This is a genomic window from Streptomyces europaeiscabiei (assembly GCF_036346855.1).
Lineage (GTDB): Bacteria > Actinomycetota > Actinomycetes > Streptomycetales > Streptomycetaceae > Streptomyces > Streptomyces europaeiscabiei.
Genome location: NZ_CP107841.1, coordinates 1,101,530 through 1,118,513 on the forward strand (window position 1 = coordinate 1,101,530; position 16,984 = coordinate 1,118,513).

The 16,984-nt window shown below is 69.6% G+C and carries 15 protein-coding genes; 3 read left to right on the forward strand and 12 right to left on the reverse strand.

What is annotated here, in order from left to right; genetic code table 11:
• Positions 1-565 precede the first annotated feature (565 nt).
• The 4 genes from OG858_RS05085 to OG858_RS05100 form a co-directional block, all read right to left on the reverse strand.
• The gene (locus OG858_RS05085; RefSeq protein WP_086750208.1) at positions 566-1,510 is read right to left on the reverse strand and encodes a peptidoglycan-binding protein; all 945 of its coding nucleotides are present in this window, start codon (positions 1,508-1,510) and stop codon (positions 566-568) included.
• A gap of 351 nt (positions 1,511-1,861) precedes the next feature.
• Positions 1,862-2,011 (reverse strand): hypothetical protein, encoded by a 150-nt coding sequence (locus tag OG858_RS05090; protein ID WP_319065124.1) that lies wholly within the window; start codon positions 2,009-2,011, stop codon positions 1,862-1,864.
• A gap of 79 nt (positions 2,012-2,090) precedes the next feature.
• Positions 2,091-2,384 carry a hypothetical protein gene (locus tag OG858_RS05095; protein WP_319065122.1) on the reverse strand — a complete coding sequence of 98 codons (294 nt, stop codon included), beginning with the start codon at positions 2,382-2,384 and terminating at the stop codon, positions 2,091-2,093.
• A 911-nt stretch (positions 2,385-3,295) separates the two neighbouring features.
• Complete coding sequence (locus tag OG858_RS05100; RefSeq protein WP_086750210.1) at positions 3,296-5,320, reverse strand: RICIN domain-containing protein; 2,025 nt, start codon at positions 5,318-5,320, stop codon at positions 3,296-3,298.
• Positions 5,321-6,071: 751 nt separating this feature from the next.
• On the opposite strand from OG858_RS05100, the gene OG858_RS05105 reads away from it, so the two are divergent.
• Complete coding sequence (locus OG858_RS05105; protein WP_086750211.1) at positions 6,072-6,374, forward strand: hypothetical protein; 303 nt, start codon at positions 6,072-6,074, stop codon at positions 6,372-6,374.
• A 367-nt stretch (positions 6,375-6,741) separates the two neighbouring features.
• Here the strand turns inward: OG858_RS05105 and OG858_RS05110 are convergent, their stop codons facing one another.
• Together OG858_RS05110 and OG858_RS05115 are read right to left on the reverse strand one after the other, a co-directional pair.
• Complete coding sequence (locus tag OG858_RS05110) at positions 6,742-7,617, reverse strand: bile acid:sodium symporter family protein (RefSeq protein ID WP_319262109.1); 876 nt, start codon at positions 7,615-7,617, stop codon at positions 6,742-6,744.
• A gap of 368 nt (positions 7,618-7,985) precedes the next feature.
• The gene (locus tag OG858_RS05115) at positions 7,986-8,660 is read right to left on the reverse strand and encodes a TetR/AcrR family transcriptional regulator (protein WP_086750213.1); all 675 of its coding nucleotides are present in this window, start codon (positions 8,658-8,660) and stop codon (positions 7,986-7,988) included.
• 133 nt (positions 8,661-8,793) lie between these two features.
• On the opposite strand from OG858_RS05115, the gene OG858_RS05120 reads away from it, so the two are divergent.
• On the forward strand, positions 8,794-9,816 hold the full coding sequence (locus OG858_RS05120) for an NAD(P)-dependent alcohol dehydrogenase (protein WP_319262112.1): 1,023 nt from the start codon (positions 8,794-8,796) through the stop codon (positions 9,814-9,816).
• 824 nt (positions 9,817-10,640) lie between these two features.
• Here the strand turns inward: OG858_RS05120 and OG858_RS05125 are convergent.
• From OG858_RS05125 to OG858_RS05145, 5 genes are read right to left on the reverse strand one after another with little or no spacing between them, the layout of a single operon-like run.
• Positions 10,641-11,462, reverse strand: a complete 822-nt coding sequence (locus OG858_RS05125; RefSeq protein ID WP_086752706.1) for an alpha/beta fold hydrolase — start codon at positions 11,460-11,462, stop codon at positions 10,641-10,643.
• Positions 11,459-12,652: an aminotransferase class I/II-fold pyridoxal phosphate-dependent enzyme gene (locus OG858_RS05130; protein ID WP_319065119.1), complete on the reverse strand. Its 1,194-nt coding sequence runs from the start codon at positions 12,650-12,652 to the stop codon at positions 11,459-11,461. Before OG858_RS05130 ends, OG858_RS05125 begins: the two co-directional genes overlap by 4 nt.
• A gap of 8 nt (positions 12,653-12,660) precedes the next feature.
• Entirely contained in the window at positions 12,661-13,275 is a 615-nt protein-coding gene (locus OG858_RS05135) for an RraA family protein (RefSeq protein ID WP_319314805.1), read from the reverse strand.
• Entirely contained in the window at positions 13,272-13,937 is a 666-nt protein-coding gene (locus OG858_RS05140; RefSeq protein WP_086752956.1) for an RraA family protein, read from the reverse strand. The genes OG858_RS05135 and OG858_RS05140 overlap by 4 nt, the downstream gene beginning before the upstream one ends.
• A complete protein-coding gene (locus tag OG858_RS05145; RefSeq protein ID WP_086752954.1) occupies positions 13,934-14,599 on the reverse strand; it encodes an RraA family protein in 666 nt (221 codons plus the stop codon). The genes OG858_RS05140 and OG858_RS05145 overlap by 4 nt, the downstream gene beginning before the upstream one ends.
• A 73-nt stretch (positions 14,600-14,672) precedes the next feature.
• Here OG858_RS05145 and OG858_RS05150 point away from each other — a divergent pair, with 73 nt between their 5' ends.
• Entirely contained in the window at positions 14,673-15,578 is a 906-nt protein-coding gene (locus OG858_RS05150; RefSeq protein WP_086752952.1) for a LysR substrate-binding domain-containing protein, read from the forward strand.
• A gap of 231 nt (positions 15,579-15,809) precedes the next feature.
• Here OG858_RS05150 and OG858_RS05155 read toward each other — a convergent pair whose 3' ends face one another.
• Positions 15,810-16,628 (reverse strand): SDR family NAD(P)-dependent oxidoreductase, encoded by an 819-nt coding sequence (locus tag OG858_RS05155; RefSeq protein WP_086752950.1) that lies wholly within the window; start codon positions 16,626-16,628, stop codon positions 15,810-15,812.
• Positions 16,629-16,984: the final 356 nt, after the last annotated feature.

The window sequence follows — 16,984 nt, forward strand, 5'->3', positions numbered from 1 at the left end:
CCGCAACCGACCGGTCGCCACCCTCCATCGCAGCTCAGAAACCTTTTCGGCGCCTCACCCGCCACGGGGGATCTGCCCACCGCGCTGCCGGTGACCGCAGACCGGCGGAGCCGAGAAGAGATCATGGCAACGGCAGCTCGCGTGCCAGGCGGCACGGCCTCGGAATCGCCCACGATCAGCCCTGGGGAGAATCTGGGGGAGCTTCGACCGGCAGGCCGGTCCCCCCTGCCTCCCGAGCAGTCCGTCGACGACGGTGCGCCCCTTGCTGCCGGCCTGCGGAATGAAGTGGGCGTAGTGACGAAGCGTCCGTTGTGGCAGGAACGGCATCAGGCCAGGCCGGCCTCCCGGCCGCGGAGGCGAGGCGTGGGCGCCGGTGCGAAGCACCGGCTGGTGTTCGTCGACCGGCGCCTGGCCACGCTCGTCCGTCCGGCGAGAGACCCGGTGCCTCCCCAACTCATTCGACATCACCCGACCGTGGATCGGGGCGCCTCCCGAACCGCCTCCCGAACCCATCGACAAGTGACGTCACGACACCACTGCTCGACAAGGCCATCGGCGAGGACGGTCAGACGGTGGGGACCCGTAGCTTGTCCCAACTGGTCTTGCCGGGGATGCCGTTGGCATCGTCACCTCCGAAGCCGAGCTTCTGCTGCCAGGTGGCGAAGGACTTCACATCGCCCGGACCCCATACGTCGGCACTGGCGCTCGACTGGTCCCGGTTGCAGCCTTCGGCGACGAGCCGATGGTGCATTGCGGCGATGATCGGCGACTTCTTTCCGGTGCGGAAGAACGACGCACCAGGGAACGGCTCGGTATCCGACCCGGGGACGGGGTGTGAATCCTTGAAGTGGTCGTACGCCTCCTGAGTCGCCGCGAGGACCTTGTCGTAGATCTTGTCCATGTGCGGGCCGGCGCATACGGTCGAGGACCAGTGGTGGTGGTAGAAGAGGTTGCTCTTGCTGGGGCGTTCGCCGATCACCTTGGCGAAGAGCCAGCCGGCGAGACGTGCGGCGTTCTTCCAGGTGACCTCGGCGACCGTCCAGGCGGGCGCGAGCGTTGCGTTCGCCATTTCGATGCTGATCGAGCGCTGGTTGCCGGCCGTGTTGCCGACGGCCCAGGCGTACTCGTTCACCTTGACGTACTGAGCGACGGCACCGACGGCGTCCACGTCGAAGTGGGCCGAAGCCGGACGCGTCTTCCAGAGGTCGAGCAATCCCTGGTGCGAAAACCGGCCGGCGTTGTGGTGCAGCGTGACCGACGTCTTCTTGTAGGACTTGTGAGTGACGTGGCCCGTCGCGCTGAGTTTGTCGATGAAGTTCGAGACGGGACGGTCGTAAGCGATGGTGGCGGTCGCTTGGGGGCCTCCGTCGTTCTCGACGCCGTCCTCGGCGAAGGCGACGAAGTCGCTCTCCGGAAGGGCATCCAGGTTGTCGGTGCCGGGTCCATCGGCGGTGTCGGTCCTCTCGAGGGCCGCCTTCAGGTCCTCGTAGTCGAAGTTCTTCTCGGGCATGACGCCGTCCTTTCACTTACCACAACTTTGCGTCGCCAGTTGTACGTTCGACGCGCGGCCGGGGAGGAATTCTTTCCTCGCCATGGTGAATGACATTGTGGGTTCGATGGGTTGCTGAGATCAGGTATTCAGGATCAGGGGTGCTCGCGTCACCGGTCGATGCCGTCAACCGTCATCGGATTCATTGTGGTGGATGCAGATACGGTCGCGAATTTCGCCGTCCACACCAACATCACGTCCGTTGCCACGGAATGACGATCTGTTTTCGAATCTGAGGTTCTGAGTCGAGGTGTAGAACTGCCGGTTGACACGGCAAGTCGCGTCATGCCCAAGTCCTAGACGTTGGGGACTTCACATCTGTCGTGCCGAGCTCAGGTCCATGGCCTGCTGGTGGGACAGCAGTCCGGCGATTACCTGGATGGTGTCGCTCATGACGATCCTGCGGGAGCCACTGGCCCCGACCGGCACCGCCCCTTGGCCGATCGAGGAAGCGGCGGTCACCGCGCGACACCCCTTGGGAATACGAAGAACGGGCCCGTTCCCTCACTTTGGTGAAGCCCACTGTTCGCCAAGGCGCGAATCAGACCTCACACTGCTCGTTGCAGAGGCCGTCGTCGTTGCGCGGCCACTCGCAACAGCCGCTGGAGGAACGCTCGGCCTTGTCGCGATCGAGGAACTCCGTGACGATGCGGCCGTCCTCGATACGCTTGACCCCTACTTGCTTGCTGAAGTCGATTTTCAGTACTTCGACCTCCAGCCTTCTGCACTTCACCGCATATCTGCCGGCGGCCTCAGGGTATTTGGCGAAGAGTCTGTCCACTTCGTCGAAGAACTCAGGGTCGCGCTCCGGCCCACAGGCAGGCTTGGTGCTCATGATTGCGCTCCCATGCGTCGAGTGCTTGGAGCCCCAAAATCATGGTCTCTCAACCTTGAACCCGGTGCCACCGAGACCAAGAACGTCACCCGTTCAACCATGCTTGGTCCCGACCTTGGGAGCTCTGTGCATACGTCGGCGCCGAGATTGATCACCAGTCAAACCGCGGATCTCCCGCGTTCGGGCCGGCTGGGCCTGGAGGGGCTCGACACCGCCGCCCGCAAGGGCGAGCACGGCGGCCGGCAACGGAGGACGGGGGCGCGATCTCGTGGCCCGCGCCACTTCTGTGAGGGGGACCCTTCAGCAGGAGGGGCTGAGCCCCGGTCGCTCGGCTGACCGGCATGAATGCGCCCCCGGGCTCACCGACGACAGCCCGGTCTGCGTCAGCGCCTGACGGAGGCCGGGCAGGACCGGTGCAGGACCGCGACATCGGTCCCGCCCCCCGAGCCACGTCCGAGATGACGTCGGCTCAGGGGACGAGTCCGGCTGTGCTCGTGGCGAGAGTGCGCACCAACGCTTCGGAGACCCCAGGACGAATGACGAACAGGACGAAGGCGCCCGCCGCCAGGCGTCACGCCGAGGAATCCAGAAGCGCGCCCCCGCCAGGCATGACGTCCCGGCGGCCTGTCGGCGCGCATCGCGTCGAAGAACTGGCCGCCGCCGTAGCTCGCGTAGAAGCGGTCCCAGCGGTACGTCGGCCGATGACCCGAGCGACGTGTCGGTCGTCTTGCTGCGCGTCCTGGCCACGGGCCGCCGCATGCCGGAAGTCACCGGTGAGCACGTGTGCGTGTACGACAGCACACCGTGCCCGTGACGGTCGAGCGGAACTGAGCGCACCCCTTCCGGGCACACGACGAAGCGGCGCCCCCGGCCGGTCGGACCGGGGGCGCCGCCTTCCCACGGTCGTGGACCTAGCCGCGGGTCCAGGTCTGGTTGGCGTTGCCGAGGCCGGTCCAGAGTTGGACCTTCGCGCCGTTGGCCGTGCCCGCGTTGGTCACGTCGATGACCAGTCCGTTGGACCGGTTGACGATGGTGCCGTCGACCCGGAAGGCCCACTGCTGGCTGGTCTTGCCGTTGCAGGCCCACAGGATGACCTTGGTTCCGGTGGTGGTGCCGTCGGCGTTGGCGGCGAGGCACTTGCCGGCGACGCGGAGCTCACCGGCCGCGGTCCGGGTGATGGTCTGGTTGGCGTTGCCCGAGCAGGCCCAGATCTGGACCTGGACGCCCGTCTGGCCGTTCGGGACGTCAAGGCAGCGCCCGGAGCCCGTGCCCGTCAGGGTGAAGGACGCGTCCGTGGGGAGCGGGTCGGCGACCGGCAGCCACTCCTGCGAGCCGTCGGAGTTGGACGCCGCCAGGGTGACGGAGTCACCCGCGGTCGCCCCGGTCATGTACAGGCTGGTGTTACGGACCGAGCGGAGCTTGTAGTACCCGTCGGAGGTCGCGACGAGGGTCCACTTCTTGTCGGTCGCACCCTCGTCGACCCACTGGGTCAGCTTCTGTCCGGCCGTCGCGCTGCCGTTCCAGATGCCGACCGCACGGCCCCCGGACTTGTTGAGCAGGGTGACGTCGTCGCCCTTCTCCGTCAGGTGCCAGCGCTGGGTGCCGGCGGCGGAGTCCGCGGCGAGGACGACGTCGGGGACGTTGCCGGTGAGGTTCGCGTCCTGTGTCTTGCCGGACGCGGTGGACAGGACCTGGCCGGTCAGCCGGTTGACGAGGCTGTAGTAGGTGCCGTCGGAGCGGCCGAGATCGACCTCGGCGTACTTCACGGGGCCGACGCTGCCGCCGCTCCAGGAGGCCTGGAGGACCAGGACGCGTCCCGTGCCGTCGACGTACTGCAGATTGCGGCTGTACCCGCCGGCGATCGGCGTCTGGTACTGCTTCCACGTGCCGGTGCTCAGCCCGGACTCGTTCACCCAGACGCTGCCGCTGCCGGAGGCGTTGTAGGCGATCCGGCCGTCGGGCAGGGGCAGGAGGACCGGGCTGCCGCCGGTGGACAGTCTGTTCCCGCCCGAGGGCACGGGCAGCGAGGTGATCGCGGCGTCCGTGGCGGAGAAGAACTTCGTCGGATCGTCGGAGATCCGGTAGCGGACGTTGGTGCCACCGCCCCACCACTCGTACGTCAGGAGCCACTTCCCGTCGGTCGTCGGGGCGATGGTCGTCATGCCCGGGCGGCCGCCGCCGATCTCCGTCTTGCCGCCGCCCATGCTCACCGTGGAGCCCGGGACGTCGACGACCGGGCTGCTCCAGGCCGTGCCGCTGCCGCCGTCCCAGGTCCGGTGGACGAGGATCTGCCCCCGGGAGTCCGTCGCCGTCTCGTTGTCCGGGTCCAGGGTCGGAGCGCCGGTGGTGGTGTTGTAGCCGGTGTAGTCCTTCTCGTCGGAGTAGTAGGCGATGAGCTTGCCCTGGTGGGCGAGCAGGTGGGGTTCCCAGATGGGGTCGACCTGGGCCTCGGTGTTGGCGCCGGAGACGCGGCCGATGCTGCCCGCGCTGCCGCCCTGCCAGCCGCCGGCGGCGATGATGTTCTTGAAGCTCCAGCTCGCGCCGTCGTCCATACTGGCGTACAGGGCGAGCGCGACGTCCTCGCGGTCGCCGTCACCGGTCGGCGTCCAGCTGGAGTTCGCGGCCTTCTGCTCCTGGTAGTAGTAGTCGTCGCCGGAGACGATGCTCGCGAGCAACAGTGTGCCGGCGCTCAGGGGGCCGACGTCCTGCGGGAGTACGTAGAGGTAGGGGTTGGTCCAGTTGCTCGTGTACTTCGCGTACTGGGGGTCGCCTGAGAGTTCGGCGGGAGCCTTGACGTCGGCCAGCTTCGCCCATGTCGTGCCATCGTCGTCGCTCTTGTAAACGGGCATCGTCTGCCCCACCGGAGCGGTCTGACTGTTCTCGAACGCCGCCACGATCCGCCCGCTCGGCAGCTGGGCCGACTTCGGGTAGAGCACGCACGGATTCTTGTTGCACGCGGCGGTGTTGTCCGCCGTATACAGATTCGCGGGACTCGGCTGATACGCCGTCGCGGTCGTCGCAGAGGCGATGGCGAATGCCGTACCTATCGCGAAAGCTGTCGCCGAGGCGAAAGCCTTTCGCGCCCAGGGTCTTGTCAACGGCGTTCCTTTCACAGGAGGGCGCACCCACGTTCCGTAAAAGGAGAACTCGGGATGCGGGGCAGGAGCCAGTATTCGCAGGCAGCCCCGCAGTGTCACCGGCATGTTGCGAAAGGGTTTCGCGGGAACGCGGGTCCCGGAGTATTGACGCGGCCGGGAACGGACGTCGAAGCAGGAACTCGTCACCACGGTGGTGGCATGGGGGAACTCCGCAACACCGTCGTCAAGGACCAGCCGTAGACCGGTCCGCGGCCGGCGCCCCGAGCCGTGCCCTGGCCGGGCAGAGCACACGGACCGCGCCACGCGGCAGGGGCAGCGAGAACAGATCCGTGCCCACCCGGTTCGTGTTGCCACGCACGATGGCCTCGGCAGCGCCCCAGCCGCGCTCGCCCCTGATAGGGACTCTGCCGGGCGGAACACAGCCGAGCACCGGGCGGCGGACGGACACGTGGGCCTGGAAACGCCGACTGCACAAATGGCCCGCCCCGAAGTGCCTGACAGGCCCGAGCTACTTAGCGTCGTCATGCGCAGACCGCGCGGATCGGGCAGACGACGCCTCGGCGCGTTGAGGCGATTGAGAGGCACTTCCATGGCAGTCGTGATGACTTTCGTCTGGCCCGAGATCACGCCCGAGTTGTACGCCGCGGTGCGCAAGAAGGTGCGTTGGGAGGAGGAATCCCCGGACGGGTGCGTGTTGCACGTGGCGTGGTTCACCGCCGACGGCTTCAACGTGCTGGACATCTGGGAGTCGCAGGAGCACTTCACCCGGTTCATCGCCACCAGGATCGAACCTGTACTCAAGGGCGAACTGGGCGTGAAGAGCGATCCGCAGCCGCAGTTCTTCCCGCTCCACAGACGCTTCGTGGCCCCCGGCGTCAGCGGCGCCGCCTGACGTCCGCGTCAGCAGAAGCCGCAAACCACAAACCGCAAACCGCAAACCGCGGCAACCAACACGTCTGATTCGCGGTCGACGCCACGAGCCTGTGCCGCTGTGCCGGTCGACAGCGCCCCGGCCCGCTGATCGGCGCCGGCTGCCGGATGGATCCGAGAGAGCCGGGGGCGCGTCGCATCGGGGCAACGTGACGCGATACGTGGTCGGAGTGTCGAAGGCTCCGACGCCATCCCGCCGAACACCGCCCGATGCGGTTCAACGTGGCCGGGGCACCGGGCCGCCTGGCGAACACCGCGCGGACACCGCCTAGCGGAGTCGGACGGGGTCGAGTGCCTGAGCCCCTCCGACCTCCGTCGCCCTGACGGGCTCAGCCCAACGTCGAGGGCTTCCCTGAGCGAGTCCGGGTGATGGCGAAGCCGAAAGCCGTCGCCAGTACGTACATGAGAACCGAGTAGACAGCACTGGGAACTGCCACCGCAGTGTTGTCGAGGATGCTCAGTGCGATGGTGAGGGCCACAGTGGTGTTGTGAATCCCCACCTCCATGGCGCTGGCGACAGCCTGGGGCTCACTCAGGCGAAGGGCCCTGGCACCGCCGTAGCCGATGCTGAGGCTCGCCAGACAGAAGATGCCGGTGACCAGGCCGACCTGGCGAAGGTAGTCCGCGAGGTTCTCCCGCTCTCCCAGCAGTGCCCCCAGGGACACCGCGACCAGGATGACGATGGAGAACACACGGACCGGACGGTCCGCCCGGGCGGCGAAGTCCGCGGAGCGTTTCCGGACGAGCATGCCGAGCCCGACCGGGATGAGCACGATGGCGATCACCTGCAGCACCTTGCCGAACTGCAGTCCCAGGTCGCCCTCGGCATCGAAGTGGCTGATGGCCAGGTTGGTGATGAGGGGAATGGTGACGGCTGCCAACACGGAATTGATCGCGGTGAGGGTGACGTTGAACGCCACATCCCCGCGGAACAGGTGGCTGAAGAGATTGGCGGTGGTGCCGCCCGGGGACGCAGCCAGCAGCATCACGCCCACTGCGAGCATCGGGTCCACGTCGAAGATTTCGACCAGGCCGAAGGCGAGCAGCGGTAGCACCACTGTCTGCACGGTCAGGGCGAAGACGACCGCTTTCGGGGAACGGGCCACGCGCTTGAAGTCGCCAGTGGTGAGCGAGAGCCCGAGGCCGAACATGATGATGGCGAGCGCTATGGGCAAGCCGGTCGTGATCAGCGCTGAATCGTTCATGCCTCACGCTTCCTGGATGACGGGCAGCGGAGACAGTGAAAGCGGCCGCACGGCCCGTGGGTCGCCACAGTGAAGCAGTTGCCGAGTCCATGTCACAAGGTTTGAGCTGGGCAGTTCGATGTGTGATCTGGTGCACTGCGCTGCGCGTGTTGAGTGACGTTCGGTGAGATCACTGTCGCGTGGGCTGCCAGTGGTTCGACCGAGGACAGCCGGCGCCCGCCTTCCCCCGGCGTTGCCCGGTCAGTGACCACACTGAAAGAGCCCGGCCCTTGCGGCGCCGCCCGATTCCGTACGAGCCGAACCGGCCTCATGCGATGAGGGTGAGCGTGAGCTTGACGGCACCGAGGGCCGCGGGCCCTGACGGGTGCTCAAGTTCGTCGGCCCGCTGCTTGCTGGAGGCCGTCGAGGACGAGGTCCAGGCCGAATTCGAACTCGTCGGCGTAGGCGTACCCGGGACGCATGACGTGATCGGTCGCGATCTCGGTCAGGTACGGGTACTCGCCGTCACCGAAACCGCTCATGATGGAGTCCGCCAGTTCGCCGATCTCCTCCGGGGAGCCGAAGGGCAGGGTCTTCTCCTGCAGGGCGAACCCGTAGATGTAGCTGTCGAGTACCGAGACGGCGTGGGCAGTGAGGGTGAGGGAGAACCCGCCCTGACGCAGGCAGCCGAGAACGGCGTCGTGGTGACGCAGAGTGGCCGGGCCCGGAGTGGAACGTGACTCCATCATCCCGATGGCCCAGCGGTGACGCGACAGCACGAGGCGCATGGAGATCGCCCGCTGCCGCATCGCCCGCCGCCAGCCATCACCCGGCGTGGGCAATTCGACCTCGCCGAACACCAGGTCGACCATGCCGTCGATCAGGTCCTCCTTGTTGGCCACATGGTTGTACAAGGACATCGCCTCGACGCCGACGGCCTCGCCGAGCTTGCGCATGCTGAGCGTCTCCAGGCCGCCGGCGTCGGCGAGTTCGACGGCGGCATGCAGCACCCGCCGCCGGGTGAGCGTCTCGCGGGTCGACTGCCGGACGGTACGTCGGGTCACGGTGGGTGTCACTTCCTCTCGGGGTCTCCCAGCGTTGACGAGCTTACGGCGTAAGTGGTGTACTTACGCCGTAAGTTTCGGCTTACGGCGTAAGTACGCGGGAGACGGAACGGGAGCAGTGACCATGCGGAACATGAACGAACCGATCGCAACCACCGACGGGACCAGGACGATGGCGGCCGTCGTGCAGGAGCGGTACGGCGCCGAGCCGGAAGCCGTGCTGCGCACAGCACGGCTCGCCCGGCCCAGCATCGGGCCTGGCGAGGTACTGGTGCGTGTGCGCGCCTCCAGCGTGGATCGCGGCACCTGGCACATGATGGCCGGTCTGCCCTACGCGATCCGGCCCGTGAGCGGGCTGCGCAGGCCGAGGCTCCCCAACCCCGGCCGCAACATCGCCGGTGTCGTCGAGGCGGCCGGCACCGACGTGACCGGGTTCGCGCCCGGCGACGAGGTCTACGGCACGGCAGTGGCCGCGTTCGCCGAATACGCCGCCACCCGTCCCGACAGGATCGCGCCCAAGCCTGCCGGACTCACCTTCGAGGAGGCGGCGACCGTACCCGTCAGCGCGCTCACCGCACTCCAGGCGGTTCGCGACAAGGGCAGAATCCGGGAGGGCCAGCAGGTCCTGATCACCGGAGCCGCAGGCGGCGTAGGCACCTTCGCCGTCCAGATCGCCCACGCCTTCGGCGCCCGGGTCACGGCCGTCGCGAGCACCCCCAAGCTCGACGCCGTACGAGCGCTGGGCGCCGACCACGTGATCGACTACACGTGCGAGGACTTCCTTGCCGGCCCGCGACGCTACGACGCCATCATCGACATCGCGGGCAACCGCGGCCTGGGAGACCTTCGCCACGCCCTCACGCCCCGCGGCAGGCTGGTCATCACCGGCGGCGAGACGAACGGCGCCTGGCTCGGTGGCACCGACCGGCAACTCCGCGCACAGATGCTGTCCCCGTTCACCGGCCGGCACCTGGGGACCTTCATTTCCTCGGAGCACGCCGACGGGCTGCGCGACCTGACCGTTCTCATCGACTCGGGCACGCTCAGCCCTGTCGTGGACCGCGTCTACCCGCTCGCCGAAACTGCCGCAGCCGTCCGGCACCTCCTCGCCGGCCGCGCCACGGGCAAGGTGGCGCTCGCCCTGCCCGCGGAGTGACGCCGTAGGCCGACGTCGGCAAGGTGCCATCCACTCGCCCACGAGGCGTGATCCGCCCCATGGATCCACGGCCGATCGCGGCATCACACCGGCGCGGTGGGAGATGGCGCTCCGGCACCGTCTCCACCCTGGTGGCGACGACGCCCTCGGACGGGGTGAGGTCCAAGTGCCGGTCGCGCACCGTCAGGCCGCCCGGCACCGTCGCACGCGCATCACGCCGACGGATCAGGAAGCGGGCGGTGCCCACCACCGCGGTGTCGGTCAGCAGCCACGGCGAGGGCAACGGCAGCAGCCCGATGTACGGGCCGACGCTCGGCAAGACCGCGCGAGCCGTCCACGAAGCCGCCCAGCGCGCCTGAGAGCCGGGACTCCTCCGTCCCGGAGCGGCGTGCCGCTCCGGGACCGGACCCGAAGGCTGTAGTGGCTGGGTCTCCGAGCCCCGTAGATGCGTCCGCCACAGGTCGCGCCCTCAGCTACACGGGGTACAGCTGTGGCGTGCCGCCCCATGCCTCGTTTCCGGCTTCACGGGCCTGGAAGCGTCATCCTCCGATGGGGACACGCATCAGGTGCGGGGCCAGGTACGCACAGCACCCAGGACCACGAGACAGGTCACCTCAACCCCAGCACCGGTCACCAGGCTGGAGATCGAGCGTGATGTCGCAGGCTGGAGATCGAGCGTGATGTCGACTGGCGGACCGGACGGTGTACCACCAGGCCGACCGCCTCGCGCACCTCACCCTCCCGGTCGTCCCGACCCGGACCGACGCGGTGGCTCAGGCCATGGGCGGGCGGCCCGCACCGGTCCGCCACAATGACCCCGGCCGTCAGGGGCCGGCGTCGGCACGTGCGACGAGATCGGCGATGCGGGCCCACATCCGCGGCGGGTTGGAGTACATCGGGAAGTGGGCGCAGTGGCTGATCTCCGCGAGCTCCACGCCGCCTGCGGCCAGAGCCGGGAGGTAGGACAGGGTGTTGTTCTGTTCCCCGTACATGAACATCCTCGGTGCCGGAAGTCCGAGGAACCGGTCGAGCAGCTTGCCGTGGTCGGAGAGGTCGACCATGGACTCGAAGATCGACCTGACGGCTGCGGCCCGGACCTTGTGCGCAAGGCTCGACGCGTACAGCGCGCCGCCGTGGAACCGGGAACCGCCGACGCGTTCGGCGAAGCGGGCCAGGAACGCGTCGGGGTCGTCGTCGGCGTGGGTGACGATCTGGCGGCTGAGGAAACAGTCCTCGGGGGCGACGTTTCCCTCGATGTTGGTGAAGCTCGCGACTCTGCCGGGGCCTTGGTCGGCGAGCAGCAGCGCGGTCAGGCCTCCCATCGAGTGCCCGACCACGTGGAAGCGGTCGATGTGCCGGGCCTGGAGGACCTGTTGGGCGACGGAGACCAGGAAGGGGATGGAGACGGCGCCGAGGTCGGAGCAGGTGCTGGCGCCGCAGCCGGGAGCATCGTAGGCCAGTACGGGACGGTCGGCGAGCCGTTCCTGCTGGACGACGTCCGCGTAGTCCTCCTTCGTCGAGCCGAAGCCGTGGAGGAACACCAGGGGCGCGCCGGTCCCACCGCGGTGGAGGCCGGCCACGTCGACGCGGGTGCCGCCGACGGTGAGCGGGAGCGTGAACGGTTCGAGTTTGTTGACGGGGCTCATCGGGCCTCCTCCAGCGTCGGTGTGCCGGCCTCGTACGCCGCCTCGGCGGGGGCGCCTGTGAGGGCGGTCCTCAGGCGGTCGATCGCGCTGATCAGTGTGTCGTCGTCGACGGCGAAGCACACGCGGATGCGCCCGGGTGCGTTGAACGCCTCGCCGGGTACGACCGCGAGACGTGCGGTGTCGAGGAGCCACGCGGCGAGGTCGGCGCTGCTGGTCCAGCCGCGGGCGCGGAGCAGGTCGTTGACGTCGGGGAAGGCGAACATGCCGCCGTCGGGCAGCGGGCAGTCGATGCCGTCGATGCCGTTCAGCGCATCCACGAGCAGCGCGCGTCGGCGCCGGTAGTCGCGGGCGGCCTCGACGGGTGTGCCGGTGTCGCCCAGGGCGGCAAGGGCCGCCCGCTGGTTGACCGTCGGGACGTGGGTGATGGTGCGGGACACGTGCAGCCGTGCCGAGGCGACGATCTCCGGTGGTGCCGCGAGCCAGCCGACGCGCCAGCCGGTCATGGCATGCTCCTTGGACACTCCGCCCACCACGACGGTACGGCCGCGCAGTTGCGGAGCCACCCGCAGGATCGACCGGTAGGTCCCGGTGTGGTCGAACGCCCGGTAGATGTCGTCGCTGACGACCCAGATGCCGTGCCGCTCGGCCCAGTCGGCGATCTGCCGCAGATGGGACTCGGGATGGACGGCGCCGGTGGGGTTGCCGGGGCTGGAGAGGATCACCGCGCGGGTGCGCGCGGTGCGGAGGCGGTCGAGGGCCTCGGCCGTGAGTCGGAACTCCTCGTCGGTGGCGACCGGGACGGCGACGCCGCCGGCGGCGGTGACGACCTCGGCGTGCCCGGGCCAGCCGGGTGCGGCGACCAGGACCTCGTCCCCGGCGTCGATCAGGGCCTGGACGGCGAGGAAAAGGGCGTGCTTCGCACCGAGGGCGATCTGGACGTCGTCCGCGCTCCAGGGGAGCCGGGTGTCACCGGCGACGGCGGTGGCGACGAGCGCACGCAGGGCGGGGTCGCCCTGGGCCGGTCCGTAGTGGTGGGTGGCGGGGTCGCGGACGGCCTCGACGGCGGCCTCCACGACCACGGCGCTGGTGGCCGCCTGGGGCTCTCCGGCGGCGAGGCTGATGACGTCCGCGCCCTGGGCCCGCAGCGCTTCGGCCCTGGCGGCCACGGCGAAGATCGGATTGTCCGTCATCGGTGTCGTCACCGCCCGGCGGTTTCGAAGTGGTTGTACAGGTCGAGGGTGCTGCGACCTTCCCGTAGCCGTTTCAGCAGCTCGTTCTCGTGGGCCACGCGCGCGTCCGCGCGGTCGAGGATCCGCTCGGTGTCGGCCGCGGGAAGCGCCACGACGCCGTCGACGTCGCCGACGACGAGGTCGCCGACGTGGACCGTGATGCCACCGACCCTGACGGGTCGTCCGAACACGCCGGGGAAGTCCTTACGGGTGCCGACGATGGAGTTGTTGCGGGAGAAGACCGGAAAGCCCAGGCCCTTGATCTCGTCGGCGTCGCGGACGCCGCCGTCGATGAGCAGGCCGACGATTCCCCGGTGCTGGGCGGCCACGGTGAGGATCTCGCCCCAGTGGCCGAAAGGGGCGGCGCCGAGGTCGGCGACCAGGACGGATCCGGGCGGGGCCTGGAGCACGGCGTGGTGCAGGGCGAGGTTGTCGCCGCCGGCGCCCTGCACGGTGAACGCCGGGCCGCACAGCCGGGCACCGGCCCACAGTGACCGGACCTCCGGGGCCAGCGCCACGGAGAGGCCGGACGCCTCGGACAGGGTCGCGCTGGAGTGGCCGCCAGCGGGGTCGTTCGTGCTCACGAGGGGTCCTTCCGGGTCTGGAGCGCGTGGTAGCCGTGCTGGGCGCGGGCCTCGGCGAGCGTGACGCCGTCGCGGACGGCGTCGACGATGGCGTCTTCGACGCGGTCGATGCGGCGGGCGAGGCCTGCGACCTCGTCCCAGCGGGCGGCCGGGACGACCACGGCTCCGTCGTCGTCGGCCACGAGGATGTCGCCGGGACGGATGAGGACGCCGTCGATGGTGACGGTCGTCTGCACCGCGGCCACGCGGACGCGGTCCTTGCCGGTGCGCATGAAGCGGGAGACCGACCAGATCGGGTAGCCGGTGTCGGTCGCGACGGCGACGTCGCGGCAGGTGCCGTGGATGACGGTGCCCGCGATGCCCCGTTCGTGGGCGGTCCGGCTCATGATGCCGCCCCACACCGTGCAGTCGGTGCGGCCGGCGTTGTCGATGAGGATCACCGCGCCGGCGGGGACGTCGTCGAGGAAGTCGCCCACCGTGCCGCCGGCCTCGTCGACCGGTTCGTAGGTGACGGTGAAGACCGGTCCCACGGTCCGCTGCCCCTGGCGCAGGGCACCGACGCCGTGGAGGGATCCGGGGAGCCCGAGCGAGTCGAGGGCGTCGGAGACCGACGCGGTGGACAGGTCGGTGGCGAGGTGGGAAAGGGCGGTGGGGTCACTCATCGGGTCGACTCCTGCTGTCCGGCGAGGCGGGCGTCGTGCATGGCCCGGGAGAGGGGCGCGCCCGCGCGCACCTCGTCCGCGATGGCTCGTTCCCGGGCGACGATCGCGGTGGCGATCTCCGCCACTTCCTCGGCCCGCTCCCGGGGGACCACGACTAGGCCCGTCTCGTCGGCGAGGACGACATCACCCTGCTCGACCACGAGCCCGGCCACACCGACCGGCTCGCCCGTGGAGCGCTGCTGCAGCCTGCCCCGCGCCGTGGCCGGGACCGCCCCCCGCGAGAACACCGGGAAACCCAGCTCACGGGCCTCCGCCACATCGCGGCACACACCGTCGGCGACGACGCCACGCACACCGCGGAGGGAAGCGCCCAGGCTCAGGATGCCGCCCCAGCAGGACACGTCGGTGCGGCCCTGGTTGTCGACGACGATCACGCTGTACTCGTCCGCGCTCTCGACGGCGGTGGTGGCGATGTGGGCGCCGGCCGGCCCTTCGGTACGCGGTTCGAGGCCCACGGTGACGGCGAACCCGACGACGGCCGCCGGGCCCCACACCGGACGGATGCCACCGACACCGGGGGGAAGCCCCAGCTGGTCGAGCGTGTCACTGACAGCGGCCGAGTCGAGTGCCGCGAAACGGTCCAGGAGAGATGAGCTACTCATGTTTCCACTGCAACACCCTCACGTTATATTGGGAAGGTCTGATTTCGTCTCTCAGTAAGAGGCACTGCGAATCATGGTCGAGATCCGGCAGGCCCGCTATTTCGTCGCGGTCGCCGAAGAACTGCACTTCGGCCGCGCCGCGCAGCGGCTGCGGATGTCCCAGCCGCCGCTCTCCCAGGCGATCAAACAGCTGGAACAGCGGCTGGGCTGCGAACTGCTGCACCGCACCCAGCGGTCGGTCGCCCTCAACGCCGCCGGGGCGGTGTTCCTGGACCACTGCCGCACGCTGATCCGACAGGCCGAGGAGGCGGAGATCGCCACCCGGCAGGCCGCCACCGGCCGCGGCGGGCGGCTGAGCCTGGGCGCGGTCGCCTCGGCGTTCTCCTGGCCGCTGCCGCTCGTCCTCGAGCGGTTCCACGAGGCGCTGCCGGACGTCGAGATCCGCACCCAGGAGATCGACACGCACGAAGCCGGGCCGGGCCTCCTCGACCGCTCGCTCGACTGGGCGATCGTCCGCCAGACCGCCCCGGTACGCGGCACCGCGACGACCTCGCTCTACGCCGACCGGTTCGTCGCCGCCCTGCCGTCCCGCCACCCGGCCGCCGACACCACCGGCCCGCTGGACCTGGCGGACCTCGCGGACGCCCCGTGGGTATGGCTGCACCGGCACATCTCACCCGACTACCACGACGCCATGGCGACCATGTGCCGAGCCGCCGGCTTCAGCCCCGCGCCCGCCCACTGGGCACGGTCGGTGACCTCCCAGATCGCCATGGTCGAGTGCGGTCTCGGTGTCACCGTCGTACCCGCCGCGGCCTCCGCGTCCCACCCCGCCGTGCGGTTCCGGCCGCTCCGCCACACGACGGCGACCATCGAACTCACCGCCATGACCCGCTCCGCCCCCGGTGCCCTGGCCGAACGCCTCACCGCCATCGCGACACGGCTGACCACGGCGGAAGCACCACCACCGCACGACTGATTCCGGTGTTGACGGAGGTGGACCACGGGACGCACGAGGGGCTGACCCCTCCCGAGATCCAGGCCTTCCTGCCCGGCCGGCTCATGTGACGCGACGGCATCCCCGAGAGGGAGACCCTTCGGCAGCTCTCCGCTCACGCGGACCAATGGCGGGCACGCCGGCTCCGACCGGCGCGCACACGGGTCCCCGGCGACCGCACCGGCACCGAGCCCGAACCGGCGTGACGTGCCGTCAGCGCTCGGAGACGCGGAAGTCGAAGGCCACGGCTCCCGGATCGACGACGGTGGTGCCGCCGTCGACGGTGAGTGTGGCGCCGTTGACGTACGAGGACTGCGGCCCCAGCAGCCACAGCACGGCGTCGGCGATCTCATGCGGCTCGGCGGGGCGGCGCTGGGGCACGAGAGCGGTGACCTCCGCGTAGGACTCCTCGATCCCGAGACCCAGCGGCCCGCCGAACTCCCGCATCTCCTCGTCGGCCATCTCGGTGCGGGTCCAGCCCGGGCACACGGTGTTCGCGCGCACCCCGCGCGGCCCGAACTCGGCCGCGAGGGTGGCGGTCAGCATGGCTGCACCGGCCTTCGAGGCGGCGTAGGCGGACATGCCCACAGGAGCACGCAGCCCGGCGATGGAGCCGACGGTCACGAAGGCCCCTCGTGACGCGAGAAGGTGGGGCAGTCCGGCGCGGGCGAGCAGGAACACGGAGGTGAGGTTGGTGCGCAGGGTCGTGTTCCAGTCCTCGTCGCTGAGGTCGAGCACTCCGCCGGGTCGCATGACGCCCGCGTTGGCGACGATGCCGTCGAGGCGGCCGTAGTCCCGCACCACGGCGGCCACCAGTTCCTCGACCTCGGTGCGGTCGGTGACGTCCGCGACGTAGGCGGTGGCACCACAGTCGTCCGCGACCTTGCGCAGAGTGTCGGGCCGCCGTCCGCAGATGGCGACGCGGGCCCCTGCGGCGGCGGCCCGCGCGGCCACGGCGGCACCGATACCGCTGCTGGCTCCCGCGACCAGATGGACGGGTTCGTGCGCAGCGGATCCAGGATGGTGGTGCACGAGTACTCCCTGCGTGAGAGGCGAGCCGGGTCCGCGCCCGCGTACGGCGACCCCGGACCCGGATGAACGGCCCTTCGGCTCAGATGCCCATAAGCCGCCCTGCGGTCAGGTACGGCGACTTCGGCGGAGGCGGGCGCCCGGGCGGGCGCCGCGCCGGGATGCGGCGCCATCAATGACCGACGGAGGAGAGGAGCCGAGGAAGCAGCACGGATTTTCGTTTGGACCCGTACGATATTCCGTCGACAGTCGTCCGCACAACACCCCAACCTCCGAACACCAGGAACGCGAACGACGGATCGGCACGATCAGCACTCGCTCGGCACCGCTGTCGCCGCGGCCGGGACCCACGCACGAGA

Coding starts and splice junctions, on each gene's coding strand:
- OG858_RS05145 (WP_086752954.1), bottom strand. CDS start 14,599: ATGAGTAGCTCATCTCTCCTGGACCGTTTCGCGGCACTCGACTCGGCC.
- OG858_RS05130 (WP_319065119.1), bottom strand. CDS start 12,652: ATGACGGACAATCCGATCTTCGCCGTGGCCGCCAGGGCCGAAGCGCTG.
- OG858_RS05125 (WP_086752706.1), bottom strand. CDS start 11,462: ATGAGCCCCGTCAACAAACTCGAACCGTTCACGCTCCCGCTCACCGTC.
- OG858_RS05110 (WP_319262109.1), bottom strand. CDS start 7,617: ATGAACGATTCAGCGCTGATCACGACCGGCTTGCCCATAGCGCTCGCC.
- OG858_RS05140 (WP_086752956.1), bottom strand. CDS start 13,937: ATGAGTGACCCCACCGCCCTTTCCCACCTCGCCACCGACCTGTCCACC.
- OG858_RS05105 (WP_086750211.1), top strand. CDS start 6,072: ATGGCAGTCGTGATGACTTTCGTCTGGCCCGAGATCACGCCCGAGTTG.
- OG858_RS05095 (WP_319065122.1), bottom strand. CDS start 2,384: ATGAGCACCAAGCCTGCCTGTGGGCCGGAGCGCGACCCTGAGTTCTTC.
- OG858_RS05150 (WP_086752952.1), top strand. CDS start 14,673: ATGGTCGAGATCCGGCAGGCCCGCTATTTCGTCGCGGTCGCCGAAGAA.
- OG858_RS05120 (WP_319262112.1), top strand. CDS start 8,794: ATGAACGAACCGATCGCAACCACCGACGGGACCAGGACGATGGCGGCC.
- OG858_RS05085 (WP_086750208.1), bottom strand. CDS start 1,510: ATGCCCGAGAAGAACTTCGACTACGAGGACCTGAAGGCGGCCCTCGAG.